The sequence below is a fragment of the Fredinandcohnia onubensis genome (genome assembly GCF_002734285.1).
Lineage (GTDB): Bacteria > Bacillota > Bacilli > Bacillales > Bacillaceae_L > Ferdinandcohnia > Ferdinandcohnia onubensis_A.
The window spans coordinates 139,491-155,318 of the sequence record NZ_NSEA01000015.1 but is presented as its reverse complement, the minus strand read 5'-3'; the positions used below and the strand labels follow the sequence as shown (position 1 = coordinate 155,318).

Annotated in this window: 11 protein-coding genes; 8 read left to right on the top strand and 3 right to left on the bottom strand. The window is 37.1% G+C overall.

The genetic code is table 11. The features are described 5' to 3' along the window. The first annotated feature begins 52 nt into the window (after positions 1–52). Positions 53–556 carry a carbonic anhydrase gene (locus CKJ95_RS15970; RefSeq protein ID WP_099354447.1) on the top strand — a complete coding sequence of 168 codons (504 nt, stop codon included), beginning with the start codon at positions 53–55 and terminating at the stop codon, positions 554–556. A 103-nt stretch (positions 557–659) separates the two neighbouring features. Here CKJ95_RS15970 and yidC read toward each other — a convergent pair whose 3' ends face one another. From yidC to CKJ95_RS15950, 3 genes are all read right to left on the bottom strand, one after another. Further along, positions 660–1,451 carry a membrane protein insertase YidC gene (yidC, locus tag CKJ95_RS15965; RefSeq protein WP_099354446.1) on the bottom strand — a complete coding sequence of 264 codons (792 nt, stop codon included), beginning with the start codon at positions 1,449–1,451 and terminating at the stop codon, positions 660–662. Positions 1,452–1,473: 22 nt separating this feature from the next. After that, positions 1,474–1,770: a hypothetical protein gene (locus CKJ95_RS15960; RefSeq protein WP_099354445.1), complete on the bottom strand. Its 297-nt coding sequence runs from the start codon at positions 1,768–1,770 to the stop codon at positions 1,474–1,476. 741 nt (positions 1,771–2,511) lie between these two features. Beyond that, a complete protein-coding gene (locus tag CKJ95_RS15950) occupies positions 2,512–2,961 on the bottom strand; it encodes a S1 domain-containing RNA-binding protein (RefSeq protein ID WP_099354443.1) in 450 nt (149 codons plus the stop codon). 621 nt (positions 2,962–3,582) lie between these two features. On the opposite strand from CKJ95_RS15950, the gene CKJ95_RS15945 reads away from it, so the two are divergent. The 7 genes from CKJ95_RS15945 (at position 3,583) to CKJ95_RS15915 (ending at position 15,669) form a co-directional block, all read left to right on the top strand. Beyond that, complete coding sequence (locus tag CKJ95_RS15945) at positions 3,583–5,808, top strand: FIMAH domain-containing protein (protein ID WP_099354442.1); 2,226 nt, start codon at positions 3,583–3,585, stop codon at positions 5,806–5,808. A 229-nt stretch (positions 5,809–6,037) separates the two neighbouring features. Beyond that, a complete protein-coding gene (locus tag CKJ95_RS15940) occupies positions 6,038–7,105 on the top strand; it encodes a Wadjet anti-phage system protein JetD domain-containing protein (protein WP_099354441.1) in 1,068 nt (355 codons plus the stop codon). Continuing rightward, positions 7,096–8,610 (top strand): hypothetical protein, encoded by a 1,515-nt coding sequence (locus CKJ95_RS15935; RefSeq protein WP_257215817.1) that lies wholly within the window; start codon positions 7,096–7,098, stop codon positions 8,608–8,610. The genes CKJ95_RS15940 and CKJ95_RS15935 overlap by 10 nt, the downstream gene beginning before the upstream one ends. Then, positions 8,607–9,353 (top strand): DUF6063 family protein, encoded by a 747-nt coding sequence (locus tag CKJ95_RS15930; protein ID WP_099354439.1) that lies wholly within the window; start codon positions 8,607–8,609, stop codon positions 9,351–9,353. The genes CKJ95_RS15935 and CKJ95_RS15930 overlap by 4 nt, the downstream gene beginning before the upstream one ends. Continuing rightward, complete coding sequence (locus CKJ95_RS15925) at positions 9,331–13,797, top strand: hypothetical protein (protein WP_099354438.1); 4,467 nt, start codon at positions 9,331–9,333, stop codon at positions 13,795–13,797. Before CKJ95_RS15930 ends, CKJ95_RS15925 begins: the two co-directional genes overlap by 23 nt. A 238-nt stretch (positions 13,798–14,035) precedes the next feature. Beyond that, positions 14,036–14,716 (top strand): HAD-IA family hydrolase, encoded by a 681-nt coding sequence (locus CKJ95_RS15920; protein ID WP_257215816.1) that lies wholly within the window; start codon positions 14,036–14,038, stop codon positions 14,714–14,716. A 182-nt stretch (positions 14,717–14,898) separates the two neighbouring features. Further along, positions 14,899–15,669, top strand: a complete 771-nt coding sequence (locus tag CKJ95_RS15915; RefSeq protein ID WP_099354436.1) for an SDR family NAD(P)-dependent oxidoreductase — start codon at positions 14,899–14,901, stop codon at positions 15,667–15,669. The last annotated feature ends 159 nt before the right edge of the window (positions 15,670–15,828 follow it).

Sequence of the window (15,828 nt, the reverse complement as noted above, 5' to 3'; positions counted from 1 at the left end):
TTTATGAAACTACTGTCTTTAAACAAATTATCAATATGAAAGGGTGTGCTGTATGGATAAAACAAGAAAAAAGACATTATTTATAACGGACATGGAATCTGGATTGGAGCCTATTCTACAAGAAGAGACGAACGTCCAACCTGAAAATATGTTAATGATACAAAGCTATGGCCCAATCATTTCTCACCCTTTTGGAGAAATAATGAGATCAATCATCCTTGCCATCTATCAGGAAAATGTTGAGGAGATATTTGTAGTTGGTACTACTGGCAAGAGGAACGTTTTAGATGATGCCCAAAGCCAACTGAAATTGACATCAGTAAATAATGATATGAATGATAAGCTAAAAACAGTAGAGTATCTTTTTAAAAATGTGAACCCAGAATTCGTTGATGCTAGTGTAAGTGACTGGTTAGAGGGAAGTAGAAATGTCGCAGAAAGTATCAAAAAGAGTGTTGAAAAAATTCGCCATCATCCATTAGTACCATCTGATGTTAAAATTCATAGCTTAGTGGTAAATAAAAATGTAGAAGTTGCAACTGTTAATCAACAATAAGACCTTAATTAGGCAATTATTATACCTTCTAATAGAATTAGATAGGGCCTGGCCCCGGCGGAAAGTAGTGTTACGCTGGGGTCAGGCCCTATTTTTTATTTGTTTACATTTGTTTATTTTCTACTAACGGCTCGAGCTTTTGGTTTCGATAAAGTCGATAACCGATAAATGATTGGATTGTCAGAAAAATACCGCCTACTGTCCAGTAAAGTGGCAGTGCAGCTGGAGCATTATATGAAATGACAACAATCATAATGGGTGATAATAATCCCATAAATTTCATTTGTTGTTGTTGGCTTTGCGCCATATTTAACTGTGAGATTCTAAATTGAGTGTAATAAATTACACCCGCAATAATGGTTAACAGTAAATCGGGTTGTCCTAGACTAAACCATAAAAAAGTGTGGTGAGTGATTTCTGCTGACCCACGAATGGCATAATAAAGTCCAGTTAAGATAGGCATTTGAATGAGAAGTGGCAAACATCCCATATTAAGTGGGTTAATTCCATGCTTTCGATAAAGCCCCATCAATTCAGTTTGCAATTCTTGCTTCTTTTTCGGATCTGTTTCAGTCTTGATTTTTTCCTGAATCATTTCCATTTCTGGCTTAAGTAATCCCATCTTTTCTTTCATCACCGATTGATTTTTATACTGTTTTAACATGGATGGCATCATAATCAATCGAATTAATATAGTGACAATAATAATAGCCACTCCGTAACTACCATCAAACGTATTTGCGATAAAATTTATGAGTTTTGTTATTGGTTCCACTAAAAAATTGTGGAAAAACCCTTCATTACCCTCACTTGACTGAATTCCACATCCAGAAAGGAATGCAGTGAGGATAGATAATAGGACAATGAATTTAGTAAAAGTGTGATTCTGTTTCATGTTTCCTCCTAAAAAGTTAGACTTAACTGTTAAGATAGAAGGAAACAACACCATCAGAATCATCACTTGTAGCCATTTTATTACGGATCGACTTTGTAATTCTCCTCGAGATAAGGTACTGGATTAAAAGACTCCTGTTACCATCAAAGCGCTTATCTTCACAATTCTGCTTATCTGTAAAATTGGAAAACGGTGAACCAAAACCAATATGAACCCTTTGTGTAGTCAGCATCAGTAACGTTAGCCCTATACAAATACTAACGTTAAGTGCCATATGAGTATATAATTCCGGATCAAGTAAAAATAAATCAAACAACAAAGGATTCTCACCTCTCAATTACGTTAGCGAATACTTTTACTATACATGAATACAGTTAATCTCACAAAATTAAATTATGGAAGTGAGGGCATCACAGAATGAGTAGTTTGATTCAGAGGTCGTATTGTGGTGCCCTAAATTATTATTCACTACTTATTTAACTGTCACTGTCAATGCCTCTTACTGTATCTTCCTCGACAGGAACTGTTCTACTAAGTAAACGGGTGCGTTATCCAAGAAGGATTATCGCTTATTTTAATTTACATATGTTTTTCATTAGAGGTGAGGAAAAGTGAGAAAAAATGTGTTTTTTATAGCTTCAATTTTCAATATATCGTTATTTATTTTCACTATATATCAAATAAAGACCACAAAAGTTGGTCCAATTGGAAGTGGAGAAATATCTACATTATCTTGGATATTAACCTTTTTCCCACTTGTTTTAGGAATCATTTTTCTTTTATTGTTTATTACATTACACATAGAAGAAAGGAAGAAAAGTAGCTAATTGTGACACTCTCTAATTCAAATAAACCCATCCAAATACAATCAAAATATAACTTTGTGAGGTATTGTATTTCAACTAAAGGGTAGCTTTAGTAAAAATAAAAACCTCAATTTTATATCTTTGTATCTCATAGATAAAATTGAGGTTTTTATGATGGGCAAATTCTTAACGTTGTAAATCCGCACCATCCTGACGCTACCCCTATATGATCTTAATGACAAAACAAATCTAGATTATCCGCGTCTACCGCCTCTACCACCACGCTTTGATTCGGTGCTACGTTTGAGTGTTGATAAATTTTCTTCACTAGCCTTTAAAAAACTTGTCATTTTATCTTCAAAACTTTCTTTTGGTTTGAAATTTCCTTTAGAACGAAAATCTTTGGAATGGCTGTTAGGTCTTCCAGGTCGCGATGGACGTTTTGAATAAGTGGAGGTTTGTTCATTGGGTCTTTCTATAGCTTTTTTGATGGATAAAGCAATTTTCCCTTCCTTCTCACTAATCACTTTTACTTCAACCTGATCGCCTACTTTGAGATGGTCATTAACGTCTTTTACATAGCTATCTGCTACTTCGCTGATATGCACAAGACCTGTTACTCCTTCTGGTAATTCAACGAATGCTCCAAAATTAGTGATGCCTGTTACTTTACCTTGTACCTTACTTCCAACTTCTACTGCCATAAAAAAATATTCCTCCTCAATAATGTTACCATCGTTTCATTATAGCAAATTGAGAAATAATATCTATTGGATTTATTTTGCTTTTATTTTTCTAAGAGAAAGCATAGGAAATCGGATTTACACGCGAAGCATTTTGATACAAGTCTTATGAGACATTACGAAGTCTTATTTAAAGGTGATTTGATTATGTATCAATAGACTTTACTCTATTGATATTGTGAAAGAATGTACTTAAAGTAAAAGGTGCTTTAGTCAAACAGCCAATGTTATAAAATGGAACTTCCTAATTTGTGGAGGTTCCATTTTTATAATTAATATCAACATTAAACTTAAAAAGAACCTAAAATTAAGTATCAATTGATAATTATATCCGTTACCGTAATCAAGAAAGTAAAGTAATTCGTAACAGTTGTTTGGTAGCGGTTCATAAGAACTATAAAAAGACGTTGAGTCTTCGTGTTCCGAATATTTCCCTAAGACTATATTCCTGTCTTATTTTTGGGCTATTTATCGTCATACCCACATAATTTTAGATTTGTTACCCTTAAAATATACCAAAAAGAGGGAGGGATCTTAGTAACCGACATATAATAAAAACTTTAATAAAAAGGAGCGAATAAAATGAGAGCGTTTACAAAGGGTTTTGGGATTTTATTAGCTGTAGGTGTGTTAATTGTTTCTTCTCTACTCTATAGTTTGCCCGTTCATGCAGAAGTAGAAAAAAGATTTAAAGATCCTATAAATTTGGGGTCTACTATTCAAAGTATCGCAATCTATGATTCTACCTATGGTACTGAAAATGGAAGAGATATGATGTATACAACTGCTAGTGGAGACCCAGCTATTTTTCAGGTTATCGATCTTGAAAGCCAGGAAGTAGTTAGGACATATCCTTTAGAAGGAACGGGTGCAGTTTGGACACATATTACGGTACCAAATGGCAACGTCTATATTGGGGGAAATGGGTATCTTTATGAATATTCCCCAGATACACAGGAAGTAAAAAATGTTGGGAGTATAGGAGAAAGTGTTGTATACGGTTTATCCTATGATGAACAGGGCCGGGTTTATTTTGGTTCATACCCGAATGCAAAAGCCGGCCGATATGATCCAAATACCGGGGAGATGAGGGACTATGGTACTGTTGCTCCGGGACAAAGTTATTCGCGATCCACGGCATATCACAATGGCTATTTATATGTAGGTATCGGTGTTGACAATCGGATCGTGAAATTGAATGTGGAATCAGGTGAGTATGAATCAATAGAGGTACCAGATCATGTTGTACCTGGAAGCAGTGTTTGGCAATTAGACGCAGCAGGAAAGTATATCATAGCTGGCGTTGGCGGTGGTAGTAATACACTTCTCTTTTATGATACAGAAACAGGTCAATGGAGTGACAAATACTATACAAACAATAAAGGGTTACGTCTGATACAAGGCCTTCCAGGAAGCAATAAAGTCTACTTCTTGCAAGGTAGTAGATTAAAGGAGGTAGACCTGGATACCCTAGAAGCGGTTGATACAGGAGTCGTGTTTGGAACCTTCTTACGTAATACAACTTGGGTTGAAGTTGAAAATGATCCTGACTTACCTGGACAATCATTAGTTACCGTTCAATTTGGTGGCCAAGTCAGTTATTTTAATTTACAAACCAAAAAAGTAAAAACCATTCAATATCCAATTGTCGGTAATCCAATTCCTATACAAACGTTGGAGAAAGGTCCCGAAGGTAATTTATATTTAAGCGGTTATCCAGGAGGAAAGGGTGCAGTGTATAATCCCGAAACAAATGAGTACAAAAACTTCACCTTGGGGCAAGCAGAAGGTATGGTACCCCTTGGCAACAAAATGTATTTTGGGGTTTATCCAGGTGCTACCATTTTTGAAATGGATCCTACCAACCCAGCACTCTCTGCTAAACAAATTTATGATATTCCTAATCAGGACAGACCATTTATAATGTCTGCAGTCAACGATCAATTATATATTGGTACCATACCGGATTATGGCCATTTGGGAGGTTCATTAACAGTACTTGATCCTACCGGTGCAAAAGATCCAGTCGTGTATGAAAATGTTGTCCATAATCAAGCTATTGCAGGGTTGGAAGAAGTAAATGGAAAGCTATATGGTTCAACGACCGTTGCTGGGGGATTAGGAATAGACCCAACTGAGCCTGCAGCTAAAATATTCGTATGGGATATAGAAAAAGGTGAAAAAATTACGGAGTTTGTTCCGGAAATACCAGGTGTTACCGTTCAACCGAAGCTGATTAGTGGAATGAGTCTGGGACCTGACGGATTATTATGGTCAGCAGCGGGTGGAACAATCTTTGCAATGGATCCTGAAAGCTTAGAAATTGTGAAGAGTAAAAACGTTTATCCTGAAGTAAAAGATTATGGAAGATGGAGACCCATTCATATACGCTGGAGTGAGGACGGACTGATGTACACAACTCTTGCCGGAAAACTAACTGTCATTGACCCTGAATCATTGGAGCATGAAACACTTGCTGAAACTGAGTTGATGACCATTGGTGATGATGGAAATATTTATTATGCCGACAAAGCCAATTTAATGAAAATTGAAGTAGCTGAAACGTTAAAATCTGCACTGAAATTCATTAAAAAGCATGCAAGTACGGGAGAGATTACAAACTCATTAAGTATGCAATTGTCTAACTCGTTAACTTCAGCCGTTCATCATCGCGACATGGGTAGAAAAGAACAAGCTTTAAAACATTTACAAGATGCGATCAAACAATTTGAGAATGCTAAAGAAACAGATATAGCCGAACATATATCTATTAAATTGCAAAAAATCCTCGATTCAATCGAAATATAAAAAGCAGAACCATCCTAACTGCGATATGCCATTAGCATAACAGTTAGGATGGTTTTTTTATTTTATTGAACAATATGATAAACAATTAAAACTTGACAATGGAAGGCATGAAGATACTGGATGAAAAATCCATTTACCTCCTCTTAAATAACTAGTTTATAATTAAAAGATATCCTTTTTATATAAAAGGTCCAATTATCAAGGAAAAAGAAGATACAAGTAGGTGAGTATGATCAATATCATTGAAGCAAGGGTGAGAGGGTTTATCGAGGATATTCAGCACCCGAAGCAGAAAAAGAAGATTAATATAAATGATTTAGAGCTTCAGCTACGTAAGCTTATGGATGATTATTTTGATATGGACGGGTATTCATTGTTCTATCAATCAATAGAAGCATTGCAAACTGAAGGGGTACTGACGCCGATTCTAAATAAACAATACAATGGAAGAACACCAGCACTTTCCTTATACTACTGGGTGAATATAAAGGTACAGGAAGACAAATGGGATCGTCTGGAAATGATGAAAGTAAGTGATTTATTCGATTTTTCCTTCTATGAGCGTCATCCTGAATGGCAAACGAAAGAGGAATGGATGCGAATCCAAAATGTATATTCATTTTTAAAGTCTATTCCAGAACGGGAAATTGTATCCGTTGAGGAAAGAAGCCTGGAACTCTTTGGACATGAAAAATTTTTATTGGACTCTGATAGTTTCCCAGAGGGAAAAGGCTTTTTAGCGAGAATCGGAATATCTGAAGACCAGCTGAAAGTGGTGAATTACGGGGAGCCTTTTGTCTTTTGGATGAAGCAAGGAAAAGAAATACATGATATTCGAAGGGTCCTCATTGTTGAAAATCTATCATTCTTTCATACATCCATTAAGCTATTGGAAGCTAATCAACTAGATTATGAACCAGAACTCATTATTTATGGTGAAGGAACGAAAATTGAACGGAGTTTTTCCTATTTTTTTCGAATGTTTCCATCAAAGCCGTATTTATTCTATTATGCAGGCGATTTAGACGCGGCAGGGTACGGAATCCTCATCAGGCTGATTGAAAAATATCCGGATTGCTCGATTCAGCCAGCCTTGAAAATTTACCGCAAAATGCTCGATTGTTTCGAACAAAAGAATGACCAAAAACAAGGGCAATCACAAAACCTTAAATACCGTGATGCATTTTTTCAATGGTTTACCGAGGAGGAGCAAGTACTATTACTCCAATTATGGGAAGAAAATAAACGGATTCCACAGGAAGTACTAACAAGCGAAACATGGAGGAGATGGATGTGAACGAGTCATGGGAAGGATTTGCTCAGAGAATGCAACGTTTGAATCCTCTGTTTGAGCTTGGTAGGGGAATGGATATAGGTGAACTAAAGCCACGTATCCAGACCATTCTTATGCAGGTGCTCCTCACCATCTTTTACCGAGAATTAAATGATGATGACAGCAGACGTAAATCTGATATTAAGTATATGGTTGAAGATACAATCAAGGAAATGAAGCTTTTAGCAGACGAAAAACAAATCGATCGGATTACAAGCGGTCTTTTGTATCAAGGAAAAGAAGAGTTTAGTAAACCATTTGAAGCGCTATATTACGATGAAATAAGAGGTTCATGGGAGACGCAAACCTTCCGATATGTCACAATGGATGAACTCTATACGAATTTAGAGATAGGCAGCTCTATTGTTTATAAGCTGACAGAGGTTGCTCAAGAAATGATCTTTATGAGCAGAGAAATGGCAGAGGAATTCTCGATTACTATTGAGCAGCTCTATAGTATGCAGCTTATTAAGAATGGGAATTTCAGAAAGGCTACCCGAAACCTTGACCACCTAATTTCACGAGTGAACCGCTTAATGGCAAGGGAGTTTTCTTTTCAAAAGGAAATGATTAACAATCCCAAGATCCTTTTAATTGAAGAGGAATGGCAAAGGGCTGACAATCGAGAAGAAATTGAGAACCAATTTGAAGAAGAAAAAAATCATTTCCGTACGATTACAAGTATGATTGAAAAAACGAAACGAAGGAACGAAGAAGATGATTATATTCAGAAGGAACTGATTCTTCTCCAGGAAAAAATTGGCCATACAAGGCAATTGCATGATCGGTTTGCAAAGCTTGTTATTCAAAATATTTCCTATGAGATGAAGCTGAAAGTAGAAAACCCTTCCTTGTTTTGGGAAAACAGCCTCGTTTCATTTCGAGAGCATTTTTATGAAAATTGGTTCATGAAGGAAGGCTTTAATCGCTTTGATGAAATTGAAAATGTTCTCTCACCTTTATTTTCGCCGAAGAATGAGTTTGTTTTGCCTCTTGATTGGATTTGGGGTGAACAAGAATTCGATGAAAATCCTCAACCTGATGTAGTTGAAGAAGAGGAACCAAAAGAATCCATCACAACTCAGCGCGTGACGAACTGGGATTCTGTTATTAAGGCTTGGAGCTATGTTTTTCAATATTTACAAACACACCGTGAGTTCTCTCTAGCGGATCTAGCGGATTTACCATTAGAGGTGCAGGATTTATGGTTAGAGGAATCAGAAACAATTGATTTATGGATGATGTTTGATAAAAAGCCACTGAAAATTCAAGTCATCCATCGGAAAGAAGAGTCATTAGGTGATGAAAGGGAAATCCTTCTTTATAAGTTAATGAAGGAATATCCCCAATTTCAAATGTTTGAGGGCATGAAGATTTATACAGAATTTGATCATCGAGCGGAACCACTCCTTTGGCATCGAATGAAAATAACCCCTTTTAAAATTTGTGTACAGGAGGAGAAGCGATGAACACAGAAACAATCAAAAAAGCATCGACTGTTTATTTTACTCTCTTAAAAGATAAAGTTATTGACGAAAACAGTGAGCATTTTCAAACTTATTTTGATCCGGAAGTAAGGCAAACGGTCCTTTTATTGGCAGATGAATCAGGTACATATATTATTGAAGCACCAAAGCGCATTCACTTGGTTGTCCAGCCTACCGGATCTGTCTTTGCTACTAATTTCACTCATATGAAAGATAAACATCGGCAAGTCGAAACGAAAAAACATTTCCATCTTATGAGCATCATTATTATGTCCTTTTTAGCAAGCATCGACCGGAACCAGGCTGCTAAAGTTCGTACAAAGCGGGAAGGTATTAGCTATTACGCATTAGAACGGCAAGTCAACGACCTTATGATGAATTGGGATAGCCTTCTGAAAGGGAACCCTCGTTTTGGTGAAGAAGAACGAATTGATATGAAGGAAGCTGTAACCACCTGGAAGTACATGGAGGTTGACACAGACGATTATCGAATGAAGAAAGGCAATCGCCGTACGAGAATTGGTTTAATTGCGAGTAGTATGCGGTTATTAGAGACGGAAGGTTTGATTGTTATTCTAGACCGGGACGATGTTCCAAAGGTGATTCCTAAGAATGAGTTATTTGAACGTATTGAATACCTCTATCACGATTATGACCGTTATGAAATGTTTAAAAAATTGATGACAACAGAGGAGGATGAGCATGCCGAAAATTCATCGAATTAGAATTGTTGGCCTTAAGTATGATGGCATGCAAAAGCAATATAAGGATACTACCTTCAATTTCCATAATGAGCAAACATCATCAAATGGACTTATAGCGATGATGAACGGTGGTGGAAAAGGGGTGTTTTTGCAAACAATCTTTCAAATCATAAAGCCAGGCACAGCGTGGGGTAAGCAAAATAATCGGTATTATCAGCAGTTCTTTTTTAATAATAAAGAGCAGTTTATTCCTTATACGTTTCATGTCGCCATGGAGTGGGAATTAGACGGGGCTGACCGAAGGCATCTGATCACTGGGGGCATGTTCTCAGCAGAACAACGGATTTCCATGAGTGATGAGGGTGAAAATGAAAGAAAGTCATTGGAGCAAGAAGCGAAAATCCTTCCGAATATTACCTTTTATACAAGAGAATTTGAACGGAACGAAGTAGCAGCCCTTGAGCATATTCCGCTCTATGAAAATGATGCAGAGGCGGACACAGAAGAATTAAAGGATTATTTAAAATGGAATGGCTATGATGTTTACCGAGATACGAAGAAACATTTTCGCATCCTAGATACATATGGGATTAACCGTAAAGACTGGGATATTATGAAGGATATCAATAAAGATGAAGGTGGAGTTGGAAAATACTTTGAAGGAGCGGAGGATGACCATTCCTTATTCCAAAAAAGAATCATTCCGACGGTTAGTCAGGTGTTACATCGAACCGAGCATCAAAAGAACGATCTCGTGGAAATCTTCAAAAGTCAGGCAAGCATCGCGAAGGACCTGCCAATCCTATTAAAAAGAGAACAAGCCCACAAGGAGTTTCTAGAGGATATTGTCCCATTTGAAGAGCACCTAGCAAAAGGAATCGAACATAAGGAAATTGTGGAAGAAAGCATTAAAGTAGGTAGACAATTTCTCGGAGCTTTAGAGCATTTGAAGCAAATGGAAGAAGAAACAAAGCTCAATTTAGAAAAGGAAATGGAAAAATTAACGGAAAAGCAAGAGGATTTACACTTTCAAAAGGACAATTTGGAGTATGCTAAAGCCCATCAAGAGGTTTTAGGCTGGGAAAAGAAGGTAGAAGAAGAAAAGAAGAAACATACAACCTTAGAGGGTGTTGTTGTAGAAAAAAAACAACGAAAAGATGAACTCGCTTTTCAACTTCTTTTGAAAGAGTGGCATGAATTCGAACAAACCATTCGCTCTCTTTCACAGCAGATAGCAACACTGGAGCAAAATAGTGGCCTAGAGCAAGTGAATCAAAGAATGGATGAGATTAAAAAGGAAGTAACAGTCGAGTGGGAGCAAGCCTTTCAAAAATTACAAGAAGCTGTGAAACAACATTTTGGCTATCAAAAGTTCTTAAAGAAAAAAGGGTTAGAGCTTTCTAGGCAGGATAAACAAATGACAACAGAAATTGCTCAAGTTTCTACGGAAATTGATTTCCTCTATACTCAAATTCATGCCTTTGAGACGAAGGAAGAGGCACTTATTGAAGAATATGGCGACCGCTTAACCTATGATTTAAAGGGTTTCATCGAAAGTTTGATGAAACAAAAAGAGGAGAAAAAGACTAGACTCATAGAGCTAAAAGCTGAGGAAAAAGCATCGAGTGACAGACAAAATCAACTTGCTGAGACACATGGAACGCTTGTTCAATCGATTCAGTATTCAGAAGAAAAATGGGAAGAATTAAAGGCAGCAAATGAAGTTCAGAAGCAGAAGGAAACAAAGCTATACGATAAGCTCCATGGGCTGTTGACTGATATATCGCTCCCATTTACAAACTCTTTGTTATCGAATTATTCGATGCAGATTGAAGAAATGCTTGGACAAAATCGACAAGAAGGGGAGTTAATAAAAAAAGAGCTTTGGGAATCTCAGCTCGACCATTCCTTAAATGATGAACCTTTTTGGATTGCTAATAAGGATGTGAAGGAATTAAAGGAATGGATTGATGAAAAAACAGGCATTGATGTGTTTTATGGTTCGCAATTTCTTCAGTCATTAAGTACCGAGGAAATGGCAAATCACCTCACTGCTTACCCATTTCTTCCATATGGATTAGTCGTCAACCAGCATCAATGGCAAAAAATAAATCAGCAGGTTCTTTCAGTAAGATTGTTTAACAGTCCAGTTCCGATTTTTTTACGTGAGGATATGAACGGAAACGAAAATGCTCATGCACCTTTTGTGATGATTAATGGTACAGAAAGAGAGCTACTTACAGATAAAAATCAATTCACCAATTGGAAAATCAAGATTGCGAAAAACATAGAAGAAAAGAAAGATACACTCATTGAAATCGAAAAAACAGAAAACTCACTTCGTCGGATTTTAAAAGAAATCGATCGATTTCTATCAAGCGATCTATCTATTGATATGGAAAAGGCAATCAATCAAGAACTGCATACGATTCAATTGAAAAAAGTAAAATTACAGGACATCACGAAACAAACCGAAAAAGAAAAGGAACTACAACTCCAGCTGAAGGAGCAACTGGAGAAAGCTTTAAGAAAGATAGACAAGCTTTCAAAGGATGTAGACGTGTTAGAGGATTTTGAACTGGAAAGAGCGATCCACGAGGAAAACAAACGGGTGAAGTTGGAGAAGGAGAAACAAAAGCAAACACTCGTTGTCAAACAACAGGAAATCGGTAAAGAGCATGAAATGATTGTTGGCCTAGAATCCCAGTGGAACCAAACCTATTTGGAATGGAAGCTAAAAACGGAACAAAATATAAAAGAGATTGCCAATTTTATAGATGGAGCGACTTTTCCTTCTGATGAAAAAGCAGACCAAAGTGAGGAGATTCCCCGTCTATCTCCCCATCTATTAGAAGAGATAAATGGAAGCATGGATGAACTAAAACAGCTTCAAAAATCAAAGGAAGAGCAGGCCAGGGAATTACTTATTATTCAGGCTAAGAAAGAATCTGAGCAGAAGCAGCAAAAGAAATTAGAGAAAAAACTGAATGCAATCGGACAGAATTGGAATGAAGCACCGGAGCCAAATGAACCGATTAGTATATTAGAAACAATGCTACAAACTGCACAAAAGGAAGCAAAACGAGCAGAAAAGGAAGAACGTGAGCAGGGTACAGCTGTAACGAAAGCAGAAACGACCCTGGAACATGAGAAGGAACAGCGTGCCAAGGCAGGGAAAAAAGTTACAAAGCTTGAAAAACAGCCAGAAGAATGGGAAGACCTTGACTTAAAGATAAAAGAAATCGAAATAAAAGACCAAACGAAGAAAACAAAAGATGAGATTAAACAGACTGAGAAGCTTCAAAAAGAAACAGAAACCAAAATAACTGGCTATGAAGGGGATTTATTAACCTTATCTGTTATCCTCAAGGAAGAAGCAACAATATTCACAAATGATGAGATCGAAAAAATCAAGAGCCAGGGAAAAGCGTGTATCTTAGCATGGTGTGATGAGCATCAGGCCATTCAGGAGGAAGGCCAGGAGAAGCATGCGAAAATTGAGCAATCATTGCGTAATTTAAAACTGACGATTGAAGGCAAGGATTGGGAGATTCGCTTCAAAAATGAGGTATTAACGACACTAGATCATTTGGATACTAGGCACTATACTCATATCCAAAGCGTAGTAAAGAATATGAAACTTTTTTCACAAAGCGGTTTGGAGCAATTAGAACGTGACAAGGAAAGGGCGGAGAAGGCTCAAAACTTCTGGGCAAGTCGTGCCAGTATGAAGGTGATGAGTATTTCAGAGGCGATCCGTTCGATGGTTGCAAAAATGAAGCTGAAAAATGAACGAGGTTCATTCCCACTTGTTCAGCTAAAAGAGGATATTTTACCAAAACGGCCAGAGGACGTCGAGCCATTATTGAAACAGCATTTCGTATCGTCCATTAACAAAATTACGAAGCAATTTGATATGATTGATGACCAGAATCGAGTGTTAGACCAAGAAATAAAAGAGCTCATTAGTGATGAGCAAATTTTATTTGTCTCTCTTCGGAATCGATATCCAGAGTTGCTCGTCTATAATATGAGAACAGATAATGCCTTTATGTACGGAAAACCGCAAAGAGAGCATTACTCGACATGGCAGACGATTAATCAAGGCTCGAAGACGAAATCCGATGGGAGCGGAGGACAAAAACTATCAGCCCGTATGGTCATGATGATGATGTTATTATCTGTTAAGAGCGAAACGGACCAGAGTTGGGTTCCGTTAGTGTGTGATAATCCATTTGGACAAGCGGCATCGGCCCATGTCCTTGACCCAATTTTCGCCGTTGCAGAGAAGCTGAAATTCCAATTTATCGTGGTTACTCCACCAGAGTTGGTGAAAACGGAGATCAGCCAACGATTCGATGCCTATTACAAACTTGATTTCATTCGTGAAAATGGAAAAGAAATTGTTTCCGACACGATTGTTCCAGCGTTTCGGATCTATCAGGGTGAAAAAGTAGGTCAATAGAGCAGTTATACATTTATAGAGGAAAATATCACTATAGCCTTGACCGCCAGGGGGCTCAAAGAAAGAATCCATTTTGATCGATCTTTTTCAAAATGGATTCTTTTTTACTTAAAGGCTGTGAAAGCTATTACTTATCAGCATGTTTGCTGAGTGCGAGAAAACTTGGTATAAAAGGTATTACTAGACTTCGGACACAGCCGTAATTGATTTAACTTCCCATGTCTAAAGTTACCACCCGTTGATAGTTTATTTGAATATTTTCTTCGGACAGCCTTTGTACATAAAACTTTATTTTCAGGAGCATCATTCCTATAATGGTATGTACTATGTAAAAGAGAGGGGGATTCACATTAATATTCTATGGGATTTTGATGGAACATTGTTTAACACCTATCCAGCCCTGGTCAAGGGTTTTATCCATTTAAGCGGCAATGATTTGGATCCGAGCGAGGTTCTAAAATGGCTAAAGGTCAACTCAAAAGTAGCCTTTCAGCATTATGGAATTGATGAAAGTAAGCGTGAAGAATACATCAAGCTTTATAATCAATATTCCACTGACAGCCGGCCGTTTGAACAACTAGAAGAGGTTTTGCGAATTGCGGATGACAATTTTATCGTTACACACCGCGATAAGGAGTCGACGCTGTTCCTCTTGGAAAAATTCAAGTTATTACATTATTTTAAGGTAGTTGTTTCAGTCGAGGAAGAGGGCTTTGAGCGGAAACCACATGCAGCGTCATATCAACATGTAATCAAGGATTACCCAATTGATTTAGTGATTGGTGATCGTGAGTTAGATTTAATTCCTGCTCGAGAATTAGGAATCAAAACCGTTGCCTTTGAAAATCCGGAAATTGAGGCGGACTTTCACATTGATAACTATACGGACTTCAGAACGAACGTCCTTCCGTACTTATAAAAAATGCTTCTCATGGGCCTGCCCCTCATCAGCGTTATCGTTATTGTGTACTGGCGGCAGGCTAAGCATTTTCTTTGATTTATCTAAATAGTAGGATTACAATATTAATATATCTTGTATTCAAGATAATTAAATTCAAGATTATTTAGTAGCTAATCTGAATAAATGAGGAGAGGTTAAGAATGAATTTTGAAGGTAAAGTAGTTATTGTTACAGGTGCAGCAGGCGGTATCGGGAAAGAAGTTGTACGAAAATTAGCGAATGCACAAGCAAAAGTTGTATTAGTAGATTTAAATGAGGACGCAATCAAAGCTGTACAAGCTGAGCTTGGTTTAACAGAAGAGAATAGTTTAGTGGTAAAAGCTGATGTTTCTAATGAAGAAAATGTGAAAAATTATGTTGAACAAACAGTTTCAAAATTTGGACGCATTGATGGCTTTGTAAATAATGCAGGTGTTGAAGGCCCGGCTAAATCACTTGAAGAAGTTACAGAGAAAGATTTTGATTTTGTTTATGGTATTAATGTAAAAGGCGTACTCTTTGGTCTTAAATATGTATTACCAGTAATGAAAGAACAAAAATCTGGTGCAATTGTTAATACTTCATCAGTAGCTGGTTTAATAGGATCACCGAGCATGATCTTATATAACTCATCAAAACATGCTGTAATGGGTATTAATAAAGTTGCGGCTTTAGAAGCAGCACCATTTAATGTTCGTGTTAATACAGTAAACCCGGGTGTAATTAATACACAAATGATGCGTAAAATTGAGTCAAATGTTGCACCAGGTGCAGCAGAAGCAGCGCAAGCAGCTTATAACGATGCAGTTCCAATGAAACGCTACGGCGAACCAGAAGAGGTTGCTAACGTAATTGCATTCCTTCTTTCTGATGAAGCTTCTTATGTAAGCTCATCTTCATTCACAGTCGATGGTGCTTTGTATAACGTTTAATAATTAAATTATATCCTCAAATCAGTGTATCTTCTCTTGCTAAAAAAGCCCTGAATTTTTTCATTCGGGGCTTTTTTCTGTTCAAACTCCTGATGATTTTATAAAAATTTGACCTACGTCAAAGAAAGCAAAAAACGAACATCTTAGAATAAAAATATC